Annotated in this window: 11 protein-coding genes and 1 pseudogene; 1 reads left to right on the forward strand and 11 read right to left on the reverse strand. The window is 56.8% G+C overall.

Features of this window, described 5'->3' with window-relative positions:
* Positions 1–206 precede the first annotated feature (206 nt).
* Positions 207–899 (reverse strand): hypothetical protein, encoded by a 693-nt coding sequence (locus tag E4O97_RS21670; RefSeq protein WP_216090549.1) that lies wholly within the window; start codon positions 897–899, stop codon positions 207–209.
* Positions 900–1155: 256 nt separating this feature from the next.
* On the opposite strand from E4O97_RS21670, the gene E4O97_RS21675 reads away from it, so the two are divergent.
* Entirely contained in the window at positions 1156–1413 is a 258-nt protein-coding gene (locus E4O97_RS21675) for a hypothetical protein (RefSeq protein WP_005783616.1), read from the forward strand.
* A gap of 115 nt (positions 1414–1528) precedes the next feature.
* Here E4O97_RS21675 and E4O97_RS21680 read toward each other — a convergent pair.
* From E4O97_RS21680 to pgaD, 10 genes and pseudogenes are all read right to left on the reverse strand, one after another.
* A pseudogene (locus E4O97_RS21680) lies at positions 1529–1765 on the reverse strand (IS4 family transposase); the annotation flags it as partial.
* 252 nt (positions 1766–2017) lie between these two features.
* Positions 2018–2323 (reverse strand): hypothetical protein, encoded by a 306-nt coding sequence (locus tag E4O97_RS21685; protein WP_122482199.1) that lies wholly within the window; start codon positions 2321–2323, stop codon positions 2018–2020.
* A complete protein-coding gene (locus tag E4O97_RS21690; RefSeq protein WP_128876260.1) occupies positions 2320–2790 on the reverse strand; it encodes a DNA/RNA non-specific endonuclease in 471 nt (156 codons plus the stop codon). Before E4O97_RS21690 ends, E4O97_RS21685 begins: the two co-directional genes overlap by 4 nt.
* Before the next feature lie 152 nt (positions 2791–2942).
* Positions 2943–3386, reverse strand: coding sequence for a hypothetical protein (locus tag E4O97_RS21695; protein WP_248162217.1), 444 nt, complete (start codon positions 3384–3386; stop codon positions 2943–2945).
* A 114-nt stretch (positions 3387–3500) separates the two neighbouring features.
* Positions 3501–4082 carry a DUF1629 domain-containing protein gene (locus E4O97_RS21700; protein WP_248162218.1) on the reverse strand — a complete coding sequence of 194 codons (582 nt, stop codon included), beginning with the start codon at positions 4080–4082 and terminating at the stop codon, positions 3501–3503.
* A 234-nt stretch (positions 4083–4316) separates the two neighbouring features.
* Positions 4317–4673 carry a hypothetical protein gene (locus E4O97_RS21705; protein WP_003187492.1) on the reverse strand — a complete coding sequence of 119 codons (357 nt, stop codon included), beginning with the start codon at positions 4671–4673 and terminating at the stop codon, positions 4317–4319.
* Between the two features lie 243 nt (positions 4674–4916).
* The gene (gene comJ / locus E4O97_RS21710; protein WP_116666376.1) at positions 4917–5390 is read right to left on the reverse strand and encodes a competence protein ComJ; all 474 of its coding nucleotides are present in this window, start codon (positions 5388–5390) and stop codon (positions 4917–4919) included.
* Positions 5390–13303, reverse strand: coding sequence for a DUF637 domain-containing protein (locus E4O97_RS21715; protein ID WP_248162219.1), 7914 nt, complete (start codon positions 13301–13303; stop codon positions 5390–5392). The genes comJ and E4O97_RS21715 overlap by 1 nt, the downstream gene beginning before the upstream one ends.
* 30 nt (positions 13304–13333) lie before the next feature.
* Entirely contained in the window at positions 13334–15055 is a 1722-nt protein-coding gene (locus E4O97_RS21720; RefSeq protein WP_248162220.1) for a ShlB/FhaC/HecB family hemolysin secretion/activation protein, read from the reverse strand.
* A gap of 477 nt (positions 15056–15532) precedes the next feature.
* Positions 15533–16015, reverse strand: a complete 483-nt coding sequence (pgaD, locus tag E4O97_RS21725; protein ID WP_078819978.1) for a poly-beta-1,6-N-acetyl-D-glucosamine biosynthesis protein PgaD — start codon at positions 16013–16015, stop codon at positions 15533–15535.

Below are 16015 nucleotides of genomic sequence, written 5' to 3' on the forward strand. Positions count from 1 at the left end.
CCGTATGACTGCCGACCGCAATACTCAAAGCAACGAAGATCCAATGTGGGAGCTGGCTTGCCTGCGAAAGCGATAGTGCAGCAACAGATGCAGCGACTGATACACCGCCTTCGCGGGCAAGCCCGCTCCCACAGGGGAACTGCGCTTAACCCTGACTGGCATTAGTCCAAGCCCGCCCACCAACAGCCGCCAGCCTTCGCACAGCCCTACTTGAGCTCCTTCACCAGGTACTGCGCAGAAATCTGCGTAATCCCGGTCAACGCCCGGCGCAAAGCTTCAGGGTCCGTGCGGTAGGTTAACGGCGTATAGCCATAAACGTTCTGACCATTAAACGGCGTAACCGCTTCAAAGGTGCGCCAGATCATCTCATCGCCGCGATCCATCTGCGCTAACACGTTAAGGGTCGGATAAATCACACTGCTGAAACCCTGGGTCAGGCGAAAACCCCACTCGGACACGGTCAGCTGAATCTGCGCATCGGCGGGCTCATCGTCGCCGACCACCTTGAGCGTCGAAGTCTTACCCAACTCATCGACAAAGCCCTGCTTGAGCAACACGCCTACATCGAGTTTTTCCGCCTCCATCACCGTCAGAATAGCCACCGGCGTCGGCATCTCGGCCAACTGCCCGAGCTTCATGCCCGCGGCAAACCCGGCGCCACTCAACGCCGCAGTACCCAGCTTGGACGCCCCGCTGGCCATGCCAACACCGGCGCCAACCCCGGCACCCAGGGCCGCGCCCCAGGCTTGTTCACGGCCGAAGTACACCATGTTCTTTTCCCACTTCACGGGCAGGACTTTGACGGTGTTGATCTGCGCGCGGTTTTCGGGGGTGAGGGGGTGGCTGACGCAACCGGCGAGGATGAGGGTGGCGAAGAGAATGAGGAGGAGGTTTTTCACATTGGTCCTTTAATGTTTGGGGTGAGGCTTTCGGATTTGCGTGGTCGTAGTGCGTTTGTTCGTGGGCAGTATGTAGGCAATAGGTGGCAAGACGTTAGCGGCTGCGGGCACGCTCCGAAGCAGCGGCATTTTGATGCCTTGCGCGGGCTTGGTGGTGCGGCTTATAGTCCGGCCGTCGCTCAAAAAGCGACCGGGTTTGGCGACCCGAAGAACGAGCCCTCAATAATCAATAGAGAGCTTAATGATGAATCGATACATCCCCCTCACCGGCCACGACTGCACCGTCCCAGCCCTGATCATCGACACCCAGGCACCTCTCGACGTCCTTCACGACGCCGCCGTGCACCGCATTCGGGCCGTCACCCAACTGCTGGAAAACCTGGCCTTTCGCGAACAACTCAGCAGCGATGCCGTAGTACTTTCAGACTTCGCCCATTTGCTGGCCATTCCGCTGCGCGATGGGTGTGACTTGCTGGATGTCATCAGTCGCAGGCTGAATGCCGATCCGTCCTGAGTGAAAATCGGGCGGCCTTTGTGTCGCCCGCTTTGTGCGTGAGCAATCCACCAAATAAACCGGTCCCCTTATCTGCTTCCTCCTAATTTAAATAAACCTGTCCCCTTTTCTGCTAAAAATCATTCACGGCCTTCTGACAAGAACGGTCGGCATTCATGGCCTGGGCCAGAAACATCGACAGCGTTTCAGTCGGCGGGAACAAGCGTTGACGATGCTTGGGAATCACTGACTCGACACGCTGTAGCAGCGCCGGATCGGCTAGCAGCTTAAAGAATGCATGGGCGTTGCTGTTTTTGGCGGGCTGCTGAATGCGCTGCTGTTGATACCTGACGATTTGACGTCTACGATTCACGCGGGCTGTCCTTGTTCGAGTGGTGTGTGTTCGCAACTATCACCGTAGACCAAGGACGGCCTTTTTTCATTTTTCTTTATTCATATCAGCTGGTTAGCTGTTAAGGAAGTGCCATTCAGGGCGAACTTATTAAATTTGCTTTTTTCTACTATCTTTACAAATTCAAATAAACCCACCCCTTTTATATAACCCTCCTTGACACAAATCAAATGGACAATCAATCACACTCAAAAATTAATTTCACACTTTTACTCACGGATAAACGAAATTCGTCTTTACTTGCCCACCAACATCGTAACTCATCACAAAAGAACTCCAGTTCTCACCCCGCGATGCTGCGCTAGCCTTCAACTCCTTAATTAATCGATACAAAACAGCACCATTGAAATCAGTTTGCGGCTGCTCATTTACCACGCCATTTTTCTCAATGGAGATTTCTTCAACCATGTATCCATCGCACACCTCAGTCTCATACCTGAAGGCATCATAATCTTCAACAATTCCTGACTGAAGCAATTCAAATATACTTTTAACAATTTCTATATCTTTGGTAATCATTCTTTATGCTCCGGTATTCTGCGAGCTTCATTTTCAAATCGAACAGTTTGACGCTTTCCATCGATTATATAAGTAACATCCAACGTATCTGGGCGCAACGATCGAGGATCTTCGCGATTAAATTTTATAGTTGTCGGTCCTACTACTTTATTTGGATCGTTCAAAGCGCTCTTGATTTTGTGTTCGTAAAATACCTTATACGCTGAGCTATTGAAATTCTGATCTTGGGCGAACAAGTTGTAACCATCGCATGTCCCACCCTGACTACACGCTTGTGCGTGTCCGCCTACATCAGTTTCTCTACCGGTCTTCCCAGCAGCAGTTTGCCTCGCGTCCCGTGGAACCTTGATATCAACCGGGGTGAACGTGAGCTCTTCGACTAGACCTCTACTGTCGGTTACAAAAGTAGTGCCGTTGTCCAGCTCATAACGCTGGTTGGGCATACGTGCTTCTGGATTGTTGAGCATTTCGTACTCAGGCGATCCTTTGACTGGCTTACTGCTGTCGACTTTGATTGTTTCAGCCGTTGGTGTGTCTTGACGATTCTAACAAAAGGGGACAGATTTATTTAATAGCTCCCAGCGCAAATTTAAATAAATCAGCACCCCCTTTTCTCGCGTCATTTAACACAGCACACCTGATCATCAGAAAGATAATAAAGTCCCTCCAGCTTTCCGCAAATGGAAGGAAGACCGAAAACCGGTTCTGAGGCATAAGAAATAGGCAACTCGGATCTAATCAAACCGGCGAACTCCGAACTTTCCCACGCGGGAGTTACTATACCGCTCCAAAAATTTACTGTGCCCCCCTTATCAGACAATATAAAAGGCTTTACGTATTCAATTACGGCATTGGAGTCCCAATATAAATAACCGCGATACACAGCGCCACTTTCACCAAGAAAATCAGTTCGAACGATAATCTGAAAATCTGAGCACGTTTCCTGTTCGGCGAGGGGGCGTACAGTTGATTCATCCTCCACGGTGTCGTCCATCGGAAAAAACCAAACGCTATAGCTATCAAGATCATCAATCGTTAGCTCATATACTTGTTTGTCCGACACAAATCGCCCCTATGTAATTAAATACAACAAAAGGGGGGCAGATTTAATCAATGGTCTTTGCACTACCACCACGAATTAAACAAATTCGCCGCCTTCCCCAAACTACCTGAACAACTAGGTAACGGTTTCTTGATCACCATTAACAGAATCAAACAGTACGCCGACAACACCAGCCGCCATAAATCGCCGTTTCACTTCTTCACTTACTATGACCGCACCCAAATATTTTTTAAGTCTAAATATATGACTTGATCCGACCCTGCCCGGGTCAACTACCAAATTGTAGAAAGCACGATAGTTGCCGGCCATATCTGGCCTAACAGGATCATCTACCTCAAACTTTTTATAGCGAGAGCGCTTTTCATCCACGCAATCGATTTGCGTTTCTATAATCATCAAAAAATAGCTCTGGCAAACCACTTTATTGTTTATCTTAACCGGCTCAAAAACGACATGCTGATAAAGTTCGTCTATCTCTGGCAAACCGGCGAGCGAATTTTTTGCCCTCTCGCTTAAAACAGGAACACTGGCGTATCCAGCGAGGGAATAATCAACTTCTTTACCGTCGAACCTTACATCGAGGGTATATGTGCCTGGCTCCGTAAAATTAACTGCAGGATCACTGAAATGCCAGTTATCTACATGATGTACATCTCCGAGCACCCACCTATCGCAGACAGTTACATCTTGTCGCATTAAGTAATATCTCATTTCAGTCCCTCGTAAGCCATTTATCAACTTCACTACCCACGATTACTGCTTCTGACTTAATCCCTTCCAATATTTTTGTCACGAATCAACGAAAAAAGGGGACTGTCTAGTCCTGAAATAGGTTTACACCTGCTTCAGGACTAAACAGCCTTTAAACTCTAGTCTAGATAAATCTGCCCTCTTTTCTTGTCCCTTTTCTTCAGTCCCCTTTTCTTAAACTTATTCATCATCCCAAAACTGCCCCGGCGGCGCATAGTTGCCATCTTCCAAGATGCTGCACCATCCAAAAAGCCTATAAAACATTTCAAGATCCAATATTTGGTAGATATCAATATCAACTTTTTTTAACGACACCCGACCGTGTGCATAGTGAGAGTATTGCCCACCTACCCCACCTATCGCTCTTTTTTCAAGTTCTGCACGATCCCACTCCAGAACGGTTCCTGCAGCTTCTGGCAAAGGGTCCAAAAATTCAATTTCAAACTCCGTTGCAATTTTGCAAATGCAAGGAATCAGCCTTTGCTCGAGCAGGCTGTGGGTTAACAAATTCTCGGGAAACTTAATGCTTAATTTCATTTCAGAGCATCCTTTGGAACAACAACATAACCTGAAAAATTCTTTTCAAAAGTAGTCGCGGGGCTAAAATACTGCTTACCATGAGGATCACGAATTGCTACGACAGAAATGCCATTTCTGGTCGTAATGCCGTCGACCACAACAAAATGGGAAAATCCAAGAATAAAGGGGACAGATTTATTTAATAGGCTTTATTACCGCTATCTCGAATTAAAATAAATCCGCCCCCATTTCTCCGAAATTTTATCCCGCAGGAACCGCATCGATATCAAACTCACCTTGCTCGTCAATTTCGACGTCCGCTCTCAACACCTCAAAATCGCAGCCCCCTAAATTCAAATGGACATTTATTTCATACACTGCACTTGAGGAGGGTCTTATAAATTCGACCTGAAGAGAATAATCTCCTTCAGGCAGTTCTAGAGGAACCGTACTCGAAATACTACCAACCTCAATATTTCTATCTATTACCGAGAAGGGAACTTTAAAGGCCCGAACCACGTCTGCGCTTATAGCGGGCACTTGTTCGTTAATGAAAAAGCTAATTATATGATCCCCTTCGTCAATCAAAGCTCTAAAAGAGACACTCCCTAACCTCCACGCAAATCCTTGCGCATAACTACGATCACTCCAATCATTATACGGCTGATCAAGCGAACTCAAAAACACGCAAAATTGCGAATAAGACAAATATATACTTTCTCTAAACCTAGCCATTAGTCCACCACCTTAATTCTGACTTTCTCGCCATCGGGCAGTCCGCGACATGCATTACCTATACATGCGCCAGCCCCCATATTATCTTTCGGGCTTATGGGTCTAACACTCGCTCCAGTCCCACCCTCTTTAAACATTGCCGGTGGATACTCATCTAACTGTTTCCCAGGGACCTTAGGAAGACCACCAATAGAGTCCTTTCTGTTTCCGGGAGCACCAGGCCTATCAATTGTTAATACATCAGGATGACCGGCATTTTGCGCATCTGAAATATGCTCTGCCGCTTCCCCATATTTCCCACGGGATATTAATATTTCCTTTGACACTAACGGTACGTCAGGAGACGCAGTTTCACCCTGAGTAGCTTTCCCTTTCCCAGAGCGAGACGGCAATGCTACTCCGACTCCAGCCTTTATAGCCTCTGCACCCAGTTTAACCAATGCTCCGCCACCTGCAGAGCTGATATCTGCTGCAATTTTGCTAGAAGCGTCGAGGTTGTTCCCTATCACAAAACCTACAGCGGAGGCAGCGCCACCCTGCTTTTCGGATCGAAGCCTACCTACCAGATCGACAAGTTTCTGGTCATCGTTCGCCAAGGAAGTAGCAATACCTCGGCAGCGTTGCGGATCGCGTGCGCAAAGCGCATCCAACTCGTCATTTCTCCGCTGATCAAGTTCCGCATAACGCTGCCTGACCTCACGCTTCTCTTGCTCGGTAGTCTTGCTATCTACCTCCCGAAGCATTTCCTCGACTTCTTCGTGGTAAAGATAGTTAAACGTCGTTGCCTTCTGAGCAATCTGAGAGCCCTTGTCCAAATCTCCGTCGACAGCCGCTGCCGCTAGCAAGCCTGTTAGTTGTGAAAGCATCAGCGTGATGTCGTCATTGCCTTGAGCAGCCCACACCAACTGATTGATGAGTGCCTCATTCAGCCCGGCAGCGGCAGCACCGGTTTTGAAATCGCTACCTGTGGCTTCAGCCAGCAATCCCCCCATCAAAGCGTGCGCAATAATCTTTTGAGGGCTGCCATTGGGGAACGTGACGTAATCACCCACCCAATTAAAACCGGTAGCCATTGCAACGTTGCCAGCCTCTCCCAACAAGGCCGCATTGAAGTTGTCGCCAAAGCTTCCCCCTTGAATGGCCGTCGATATTCCGCTAGAGATCACCGCCCGGCCACCGGTACGCAGCGCGATATCGCCCGCTGACGTCCAGGTGAAAATATCTTTGGAGGAGTTCGTAACCGCCAAGGTTGAACCCGTACTCGGGGTAACACCTTGGACTGTGCTTGTACTTGTGCCTGCACCTGCGCCGTCAGCACCAGCGAACCAATTGGTGTCGGCATACTCAAGAGCCCCCGCCGTGAACCCGGCGACTGCTGCGCTTTTCAGGCTATTGGCGCTGACCGTTTCCTTAAGCGCTGCACCCAAATTGCCTTTGTTGTTGATGGTGCTGGTGACTGCCGTCGTACTCAGGCTGGTGCTCACCGCAAGGGTGGCTCCCTGCAACCCGAATCCTACCGGCCCCATAATCGCCGCCATCATGATCGCAATCGCAATCTTGGCACCGGCACCCAGCCCCGAGTTGTCGTACTTGAAGCTCTCGTGAATCTCTTTCACCTGGCGCCAATCAATGTCGCCACGTGCCTCAGCTTGCTTGAGCCAGGCCAAATTAGGATCAGCCTTGACCATCGCATCAACGGTCTGGCTTACAGTCTGCTGATCGACCTGTTTGACGTCGATACGAATGCCTTCGGCGGCCTTGATGACAAGCTGTCCTTGGGCAACCAACTCGCTCTGACGCAAGGTTTCGTCTGTATTACCTTTGCCCTTAGCGCTGAACCACGAGAGGTCGCTTTTGCTCTTAGTGTGGCTCTCATCGTGCAGGTCCTTGACGCCTTCAAAGACAATTGCACCACCGCTATCAAGGATGATGTCCTTGCCGCTATTAAGCTTCGCAACTTGATACAGCTGGTCGCCGTCGCTTTTAAGGACTAGGTTGCCACCTGTCTTGATCTCGGTCCCTACCTGGGTGGTGCGGGTCACTTCATCCATCTGCGCCTTTTTAGCGCCCCAGCTTCCCTTCTCCTTCATGTCATACAACGTATGCGTACTGTTCTCAGCCGCCAACAAACTCAACTTATCCCCGCTATACAGATAAGCCTCATTCCCCGCACTGATCCTGCTCGCCACAATCGTGGTGTCACGCCCAGCCTGGCTGACAAAATCCCCACCCGCCGTCAGCACGCTCGCCACTTGAGTGGTCTGGTCGTCCGAGGTCTTGATGCGTTTTTTGCCGTCCTTTTCCTTGCCCTCGACGTTGTGCATGTCGCTGACCGAGGCGACGTTGAGGTCGCGGCCGGCGGCGATGTTGAGGTCTTTGCCGGCGGTGGCATTGCTGCCGATGATGTTGACGTCTTGCCCGGCCTGCATGTTGAGGTTGCCGCCCGCCGTGACGCTGGCGGCGAGGTTTTTGACGTCGGTGGTGATGCTGGATTTCTCGCCGCCGTCGCGGCTCTCGTGTTTGACGCTGGTGTCGCTGGCGGCGATGAGGTTGAGGTCGCGGCCGGCGGTTAAGTTCGCGTCGTTGCCCGCTACCAGGGCACCGCGGTTGGTGAGGTCGCGGCCGGCGTCGATGGCGAGGTTTTCGCGGGCGACGATGGTGCCGGCGCTGGTGTCGGTGAGGGTGCGCATACCGGCGCCGTCACGCACCTGGATGGCGGTGGTTTCGTTGGTGATATCACCTTTGAGCGCCGTGAGGCTGACTTGCTTGCCGCGGATTTCGCCGGCCATGGCGTTGCGGATGCTGTCCTGGGCCAGCAGGCTGAGGTTGTTGCCGGCTTCGACCAGGCCACCGGTGTAGATACTGCCGCTGCTGATGGCGGAGAGGTTGTTGCTGGCGCGCAGGGTGCCGACGTTGATCAGGTCGCCGCCGGTGACCAGGTTGAGGTCGCGGCCTTGGATGAGGCTGTTGCCGCGCACGTTGCGCGAGTCGGCCTGGGCCAGGTACAGCACCGGTACGAGCACGGTCTGGCCGTCGATGACGCGGTTTTCCATCCACACGATGTCGTGGGTCAGGGCGCCGACTTGCTGGTCGGTGAGCGCCACGCCCAGGCTAAGGCGCAGGGCGTCTTTGCTGGCAAGGCCGTTGTCCATCAGGTAGCGGAACTGGTCGGCGTCGCTGTACAGGCCGCCGGCGAGGAAGCGTTGGCCGGTTTGCGCGAGGACGGCGTCGCGGATCAGGCGGGTTTCGTACTGGCCGTCACCGAGGCGGCGCCAGGCATTGTCGGCATTGAAACCGAGTTTGCCGAGCATGTAGTCGGAGCTGAAGAAGCCCGACGCCGAGGTGAATTCGGGGTTGGTCTCGATCAGGTAGTGGCTGGTGGGGTCGGCGTTTTTGACGAACAGGCCGTACTCGCCCTTGGGCAGTTGGAAGGTCGGCGAGGTGGTGGGGTCGACCGGGGCGAAGGCGGTGCCGGTGTAGTCCACGGGCACGAAGCCGCCGCCGGGGGCCACGCCCACTACGGGCAACACGCTGCCTGGCGCCTGGGCACTCGGGTCGTTGGCGTGTTTGCTCAGGTTGATGTTGATGCCACCGACGGGGATGCCGGTCTGGTCGTCGCCGAGGGTGCCGGTCAACTGCGCCAGGGTGTTGTTGTGCAGCGTGCCGTTTTGCAGGGTGCGGGCGACGTTGAGGTTGACCGTGCCGCCGGCTTGCAGGGTGGCGTCGTAGCCGGGGCCGCTGTTGTTGGTCCAGGTGGTGACGTCACTTGCGTAGGCGAACGGCAGGCTATTGGGCGAGCGGCTTTTGAGTTCTTCGAAGCGCGCCTTGTCGAAATTCCCGGCCGCCGTGGCCGCATTGAACGCGGGCACGTCGACATATTGCATGCGTTCAAACAAATCGTCGGAGACGTGACCTGGGGTGCCGATGACAAGCTTGCGCTGGCCCGTGCGCGTGGCGGCGCCCTGATTGAGCAGGTCACCGGCAGTAATGCTCAGGTCGCCATTGGCGGCCATCAGGCTGTAGCGGTTCTGCACATTGTCGCCTTGCAGCAGCATGTTTTTGCCCGCCACCAGGCGCGCCGCTACCGAGTCCTTGGTCGCCGCCTCAAGGTACGTCTCGTAGATGGTGATCTCGCCACGTTCCCAGTTGTCGCTCTCGCCGCAGTGCTGGCCACAGATCCAACTCAAGCTGCCGGTGGTCAGTGTCTGCCCGAGTTCGAATTCGTCTTTGGCGTTTTCGATAAAGCCCGCATTGATGCCGATCGAACCTTCGCTTTCCACGGTGCCGGAGCGGTTGCTGAACAGCATGGCACGCCCGCCATCCCGGGCGGCGAAACTCAGGTTGCCTTTGCTGTAGACATCGCCATAGCTGTTGCTGAAGCCATTGCTGCGCAGGGTCATGTCACCGCCGCTGAACAGCAGCGTGTCGGCGGCATTGGTAATGCCGTTGACCGCAGTGAGGTTCACTGCGCCCTGGGCACCGAGGGTGCCACGGTTGTTGATTTGCGCGGCGGCGATGTCCAGTTGCTGGCGGGCGGTGAGGAAGCCGAGGTTGTCCAGGGTGCCGCCCAGGGTCAGGCGGGCATTGGTTGCGGCCAGGCGGCCGCCGTTCTGGCTGAGGTTGTTGGCGGCGACGGTGAGTGTTTGCAGGGCCGAGACGCGGCCGCTGTTGGTGATATCGCCGGTGGTGATGCTGATGTCACCGTCGCTGAGCAGTTCACCGCCGTTGTCCAGGCTGGCCACGTTGAGGATCAAGCCCTTGGCGCTGGCCATGCGGTCGCCGGCCTTGAGGGCCAGCCCCTGGTCGCTCTTGTAGGTGAGCACGTCGTTGAGTTGCACGCGGCCCAGGCCGTCGACGTTGCCGAAGGCCCAGTCGGCGCTGCCCATGCCCTGGATATTGCCCTGGCTGCCTTCGATGCTGGCGGTGTTGAGGTGGAACAGGCCGGTGCCGGCGTGTTGCAGCATCCCGTTCTGGTTGTTGACGCTGGCGGCGTCAAGGCTGAAGGCCTGGCTGCCGAATTCGAGGGTGCCGTTCTGGTTGTTCAACGCACCGCTGAGGTTGACGCGGCTGCTGGCGCCGCCCAGGGCACGCAGTTGGCCGTTGGCGCTGTTATCGAGGTTGCCGCCAGTGAGGGCCAGGCCCTGGTTGGCTTCGACCAAACCGCCCTGGTTGGTGAGGGTGTCGCGTGAGGTCAGGTTGATCTGATTGCCGCTGATCTGGCCCGCGCTGTTGTCGAGGGTGGCGCCGCTGACGGTCACTTGTTCTTTGCCGAACAGTTTGCCGCCACGGTTGGCCAGGGCTTCGACGGTGAGTTGCAGGTTGCCGACCAGGCTTGCCATCAGGCCGCCGCTGGCGTTGTCGACGCTGTTCGCGGTGACGGTCAGGCTGTCGCCCTGCACGGTGCCGCCCTGGTTATCCAGGCGGGTGGTGTTCAGTTCGGTGAGGGCGCCGCCGCTGAGGATCAGGCCCTTGCGGTTGCTCACATCCTGGCCGCTGTAGCTCAGGCCTTCGGCGCCGGCCAGCAGTTGGCCGTTGTCGTTGTTCAGGTGCTGGGCGGCGATGTCCAGGCGCTTGCCGCGCAGAGTGCCGCCGTCGTTGTTGAGGGTGGTGAGTTGCTTGACCAGCACGCTGCGTTCACCCGCGTCGATCTGGCCACCGACGTTGGTGAGCAGGTCGCTGACCTTGAACACCACATCACCGCCATCGCTGACCAGCGCGCCTTTGTTGCTGTTGTTGAAGGTCTGCGCGGTCACGTCGACGGTCTGCCCCAGCAGGATGCCGGCGCTGTTGTCGAAGCGCTCGCCTTGCAGCTGCAGCAGGCCCTCGCTCTGAATGCGGCCCTGGGCGTTGAGCAACTGACCCGGGCCCTTGAGCAGCAGGCTTACGCCCTGGGCGCCACCGGCCAGCAGGCCGGCGTTGCGGTTGTCGAGGCCGGAAGCGCGCACGTCGAGGTGGTCGCCCAACACGCGCCCGGCGCGGTTGTCGATATCGCCGCCGGCCACGTCGAGCAGCAGTTGCTTGCCGACAATCGTGCCGCTCTGGTTATCCAGGTGGGCGGCGTGCAGTTCGATATCGCCCTGCCCGGCCTGCAAGCGGCCCTGGGCGTTGTTGAGCTGTTGCGCGGCGGTGAGGGTGAGCTTGCCGGTGTCGGCGCTCAGTACGCCGCCTGCGTTGCTGCTGAGGGTACCGGCAGTAACGTTCAGATCGGTGCTGGCCTGGGCGAAACCCTGGTTGTTGTTGAAGGTGTTGGAAATGGCGAGGTTGAGTGCGCCACCGTCGGCCTGGATCAAGCCCTTGAGGCTGTTGTCGAGGTTGCTGGCAGTGACGGTCGCGGTTTTGGCCACCAGCACGCCGTTCTGGTTATTGAGCTTGCCAGCGTTGACCGTCAGGTCGTTGGCGATAACTTGCCCGCCGCTGTTGTTCAGATCGGCACTGGCGAGCACCAGGCTGCCGCCGGCCATTTCGATACGGCCCTGGCGGTTGTCCAGCGATGCGCTGTTGAGCGTGGCGACCTGGCCTTCGCCGAAGCGGATCAAGCCGCCGAGGTTGACGATGGCCGGCGAGTTGATCGCCAGGCTCTGCTCGCCGAACAGGCGGGCGCTGGCGCCCTGGTTGGTGAGTTTGGCGCTGCTGACCTCGACGGTCTTGGCCTGGATGATCGCGCCCTGGTTGGTCAGCGCCTGCGCGGCGGTGATCGCCAGTGCACGGCTGGCCAGCAGGTTGCCGCTGGCGGTGACGGTTTGCGCGTTCACCACCAGATCGCCCGTGGTGTTACGGCTGTTATCGGCGGCGACGCCGGCTTCGATGATGCCGGGGTTGTTTACGCTGGCCGCGTTGATCTCGATGCGCTGGCCGGCGGCGATGCTCTTGCGGTTGACCAAAGCCTGGGCGCTGGTGACCTGCACGTTGCCGTTGGCGTAGATCTTATCGGTGAGGTCGACGTTTTGCGCGGTGACTTTGACGTTACCGGTGGCCGCCGCCTGCGCCATGCTCAGGCGCCCGTTGGCGTCGAGCTGAATATCGCCACCACTGGCGGCCAGGGTGCCGTCGAGCTTCACGCCCACACCGGCCTCGGTACCTACCAGTTTGATCGCGCCGGCATACATGCCGCCCAGGGCCGAGGAGTCGATCGCCAGCTCGGGCTTGGCGCTGCCGTCGTCGGCACGGGCGGTGGTTTTCAGGCTTTGCGCGTCGACGTCGTTGCGCCCGGCGATCACGTTGAGTTCGCGGGCGTTGATTTGTGCGTTGATCTTGGCCGAGCGGGTGATGATGTCGAAGCGTTCGACGTTGCTGGCGTTCAAGCCCTGGCCGTCGATGGTCACGGCGCCGCCGTCCACTTCATAGCGCTGCAACTGGCCGCTTGCGTCGAGCACCGGTTTGCCGGTGGTGAGGGTGACGTTGGGGGTGTTGATAAAGCCGCAACCGCTGCACGTCACGCCGTACGGGTTGGCCACGATGACCTTGGCCGACTGCCCCGCCACTTCGGTGTAGCCGCGCAACTGGCTGGGGCTGCCGCCGTTGACTTCGTTGAGGATGACGTTCGCCGCGCCGCCCTTGAGGTTGGGATTGCCGACAATGATCCCGCCCAGTTGGGTGTTGACCATGGCGCCGTTGCCATTGTTGAGGATCACGCCGTTGGGGCCGACGTTGTAGTCCTTGAACTGGTTATGGGACAAGCCCGCGCCGTTGGGGGTGGCGATGTTCACCACCGGCACGCCATTGCCCGCCGCACCCACGGTGGTGCCCGGCGCACTGACCACAATGCCCTCGGCCTGGGCCAGCAGCGGCTGCCAGAACAATGCGTTGGCAAGGATCAACGCCAGCCCGCGCTTGGGCAGGCCGAAGAACGCGTCCCGGCGCTTCAGGGCGGCAGAAGGTTGGCGGGCCAGGAAGGCGAATTGGCGAACATCCATTGTCAGGCTCTCATGCAGCGGGGCGTTGAATTACAGGAAAAAATCCATGCGGAAGTAGATCGGCGCTTCGCGCTCGGTGACTACACCGGGTCTTTCTAACGAATGAGCAAAGGTCACGCTGGTGCTCACGTGTTTGCCACGGGCGAACAGCTCCAGGGAGTTGCTGGACACCCGGCCATGAACGTTGTCGTTATAGCGGTCGTTGCGGATCACGCCCTGGTCGTAACCGACGCTGGCGCCGTATTCGAAGAAGGCCGGGCGCATCCAGTCGAGGGTCACCGGGCGTGCCCAGCGCACTTCGTTGCGCCAGTAGCCGCCGCTGTCGCCGGTCAGCAATTGGTCCTTGAAACCGCGCACCGAGGCCGAGCCGCCGAGGCTCATACGCTGCGGCGAAAACAGCGGGTCTTCACTGCGCTGCCCGGTGGCCAGGCTGCTGAAGCTGAACGACTCGCCCCACAGGCTGAACGGTTGCAGGTAGCTGACCGTGGCGGTGTATTTGCGGTAGCGCGAGTTCGGTTGGCGACGGCCTGCTGGGTCACGCTCGTCTTGGGCCTGGGCGTCGAGCAGGCCGATGCCGCTTTGCATGCCCAGGTCCAGGTTGACGAAGGCACTGCCGATGCGCCGCCCGTGGTTGACGCCCAGTTGCAGTTCGCTGAGGCGGTTGCTGCTGGGTGCGGTGCGCACGTCGAGGATGTAGTTGTTGGTGCGCAGGTGCGCCAGGCCGACGTTGACCGAGGTCTTGCTGACGTCGTCGCGATGGATCACCCGCTCGGCGCGCAGTTGGTGGTTCTGGTTGTCGCCGTCCTGCTTGTATTTGAAGCCGTCGGCGATGCCGTAGGTGCGGTAGTCGCTCTCGCTGTAGGTGTAGCTGAAGTTCCACCAGCCCCAGGGCACGTTGTAGTAGAGCATGGTGTTTTTCGAGGTTTTCTGGTGGTCACTGATGGCGTCGTGGCCGCCGCGCAGCATCAGTTGGTCGCCGAGGCCGAGTGGGCTGTCCCACTCCAGGCCGGCGCCCCATTGCTGCTCACCGGTGCTTTTCTGCCCGTCGTTGTTGCGCGACAGGCTGGCGCGCCAGGGCTTTTGCGCGGTGTTCTTGACCACCACGTCGCTACCGCCGATCTGCTTGCCGGGGGTGAGCTCCATCTGTGCTTGTTTGGACGGCAGGCGGTTGAGCTGGTCCACCAGTTGCTCGATCTCGCGCAGGTTCAGCGCTTCACCGACCTTGCCGGGAAAGGCCATGGCCAGTTCGCGGTCGGTCACTGTGCTGCCTTCGGCGCTGCGCAAGGCTTCGAGTTTGCCTTCCACCACCAGCACTTGCAGGTGGCCGGTGGAAAGGTCCTGTTGCGGCAGGTAGGCACGGCTGGTAACGCGGCCTTTGCCGAGGTAGTAGTCGGTGATGGTTTTGAGCAAATCGTTAAGCTGCGACACGCCCAGGCATTGGCCGATGTAGGGCTTGAGCAGGCGCTCGCGCTCGGGCGCCGGCAGGCTGTCAGCACCTTTGAGTTCGATGATTTTGATCGGGAAGCACCGAGTGTCGGCAGGGCTTGCCGGGGCTTGGGGCTTTTCCGCTTTGCCGGGCAGGTCCTGGAGTTCCTGCAGACGCCGCTGTTGCTCTTCGAGCAGACGATTCTGCCGGTCGCGGATCAAGTCCTGATCGCCAGGCGTGGGGGCGGCGGATGCACTGTTCAGGCTCAGGCAGGTGAGCAGGAACGTGCAGAGAAGAAACCGAGTCCGTGGCAATAACGAAGACATGTTCGATCCATCGAAAATCAAGGGCCGCGAAACTAACATCGAACTTCCAGCTAGCCTAGAAACGGGCGAAGTTGGGTCGCTCGCTGAAATAGTCTTCAAGCTATTGATTAATAAAGATAAATTTTCATCAAAAGGGCCAAGCCTTTTCACCGGAAGTGATTATTCCGACAAGTGGCAGCGATTTTGATGGCAATTCGACGAAGGGTTTTTTGATTGCCATTATTTAGCCATCAAGTTTCGTCGAGTTAGGTTAGTACCGAGGAAAGGAGAAAAGTTCGCGGGGGTTTTGTGAATTGGATCCCATTTATCGGAATTCCAAGGAGAGGGTTGGATCACTGCAATCTAAGGGGTGGGAAATAACCAATGTGGGAGGGGCTTGCTCCCGATAGCGGTGTGTCAGTCATATATCTGGTGACTGACACTCTGCTATCGGGAGCAAGCCCCCTCCCACATTGTGTACTCGCAGCATTGAGGATGTCAGCCAATGCCCTTGTCTTTGTCGGCCCCGGGCACCAGGGTCAGACCGGGGCGCTCGACGTCGCGGGAGACATGGGACTTCACGTCTTCCACTCCGCCCTCCTCGTCGTTGTGGATCACCAGCACGCCGGGTTTGCGAAACTGCTCCAGGTGGCCATCGCCCAGGTTGAAGCTTTCACTCAGGTGCTTGTCGCTCAGGGCATTGGCCTCTGCGCGGCGCTGGGCAAACTGGCGGCCGCGGCGCTGTTGATAGCGCGCCCAGCCGATCAGGATCAACGCGTTGAACAAGGCGATCCACAGGTAGATCTGCAAGGTGTTGAGCGCGGCAAAGATCGGCGCCTCGATGCGTGGGCCGCCATGGGTTTCGAGCATGGCGCCGATGCCACGCGCCAGCAGCCAGACTAGCCCGCCCCAGGCCAGCAGGGTCAGCAACACATCGATGATCCACATCACAGGGCTCTGGCGAGTTCTGACCAGTTTCAT

Source organism: Pseudomonas sp. W15Feb34 (assembly GCF_023127765.1).
Lineage (GTDB): Bacteria > Pseudomonadota > Gammaproteobacteria > Pseudomonadales > Pseudomonadaceae > Aquipseudomonas > Aquipseudomonas synxantha_A.

Excerpts from the sequence above, each read along its gene's own strand:
- pgaD (WP_078819978.1), bottom strand. The coding sequence starts at position 16,015 with ATGAAACTGGTCAGAACTCGCCAGAGCCCTGTGATGTGGATCATCGAT.
- E4O97_RS21690 (WP_128876260.1), bottom strand. The coding sequence starts at position 2,790 with ATGCTCAACAATCCAGAAGCACGTATGCCCAACCAGCGTTATGAGCTG.
- E4O97_RS21720 (WP_248162220.1), bottom strand. The coding sequence starts at position 15,055 with ATGTCTTCGTTATTGCCACGGACTCGGTTTCTTCTCTGCACGTTCCTG.
- E4O97_RS21700 (WP_248162218.1), bottom strand. The coding sequence starts at position 4,082 with ATGCGACAAGATGTAACTGTCTGCGATAGGTGGGTGCTCGGAGATGTA.
- E4O97_RS21685 (WP_122482199.1), bottom strand. The coding sequence starts at position 2,323 with ATGATTACCAAAGATATAGAAATTGTTAAAAGTATATTTGAATTGCTT.
- E4O97_RS21705 (WP_003187492.1), bottom strand. The coding sequence starts at position 4,673 with ATGAAATTAAGCATTAAGTTTCCCGAGAATTTGTTAACCCACAGCCTG.
- E4O97_RS21715 (WP_248162219.1), bottom strand. The coding sequence starts at position 13,303 with ATGGATGTTCGCCAATTCGCCTTCCTGGCCCGCCAACCTTCTGCCGCC.
- comJ (WP_116666376.1), bottom strand. The coding sequence starts at position 5,390 with ATGGCTAGGTTTAGAGAAAGTATATATTTGTCTTATTCGCAATTTTGC.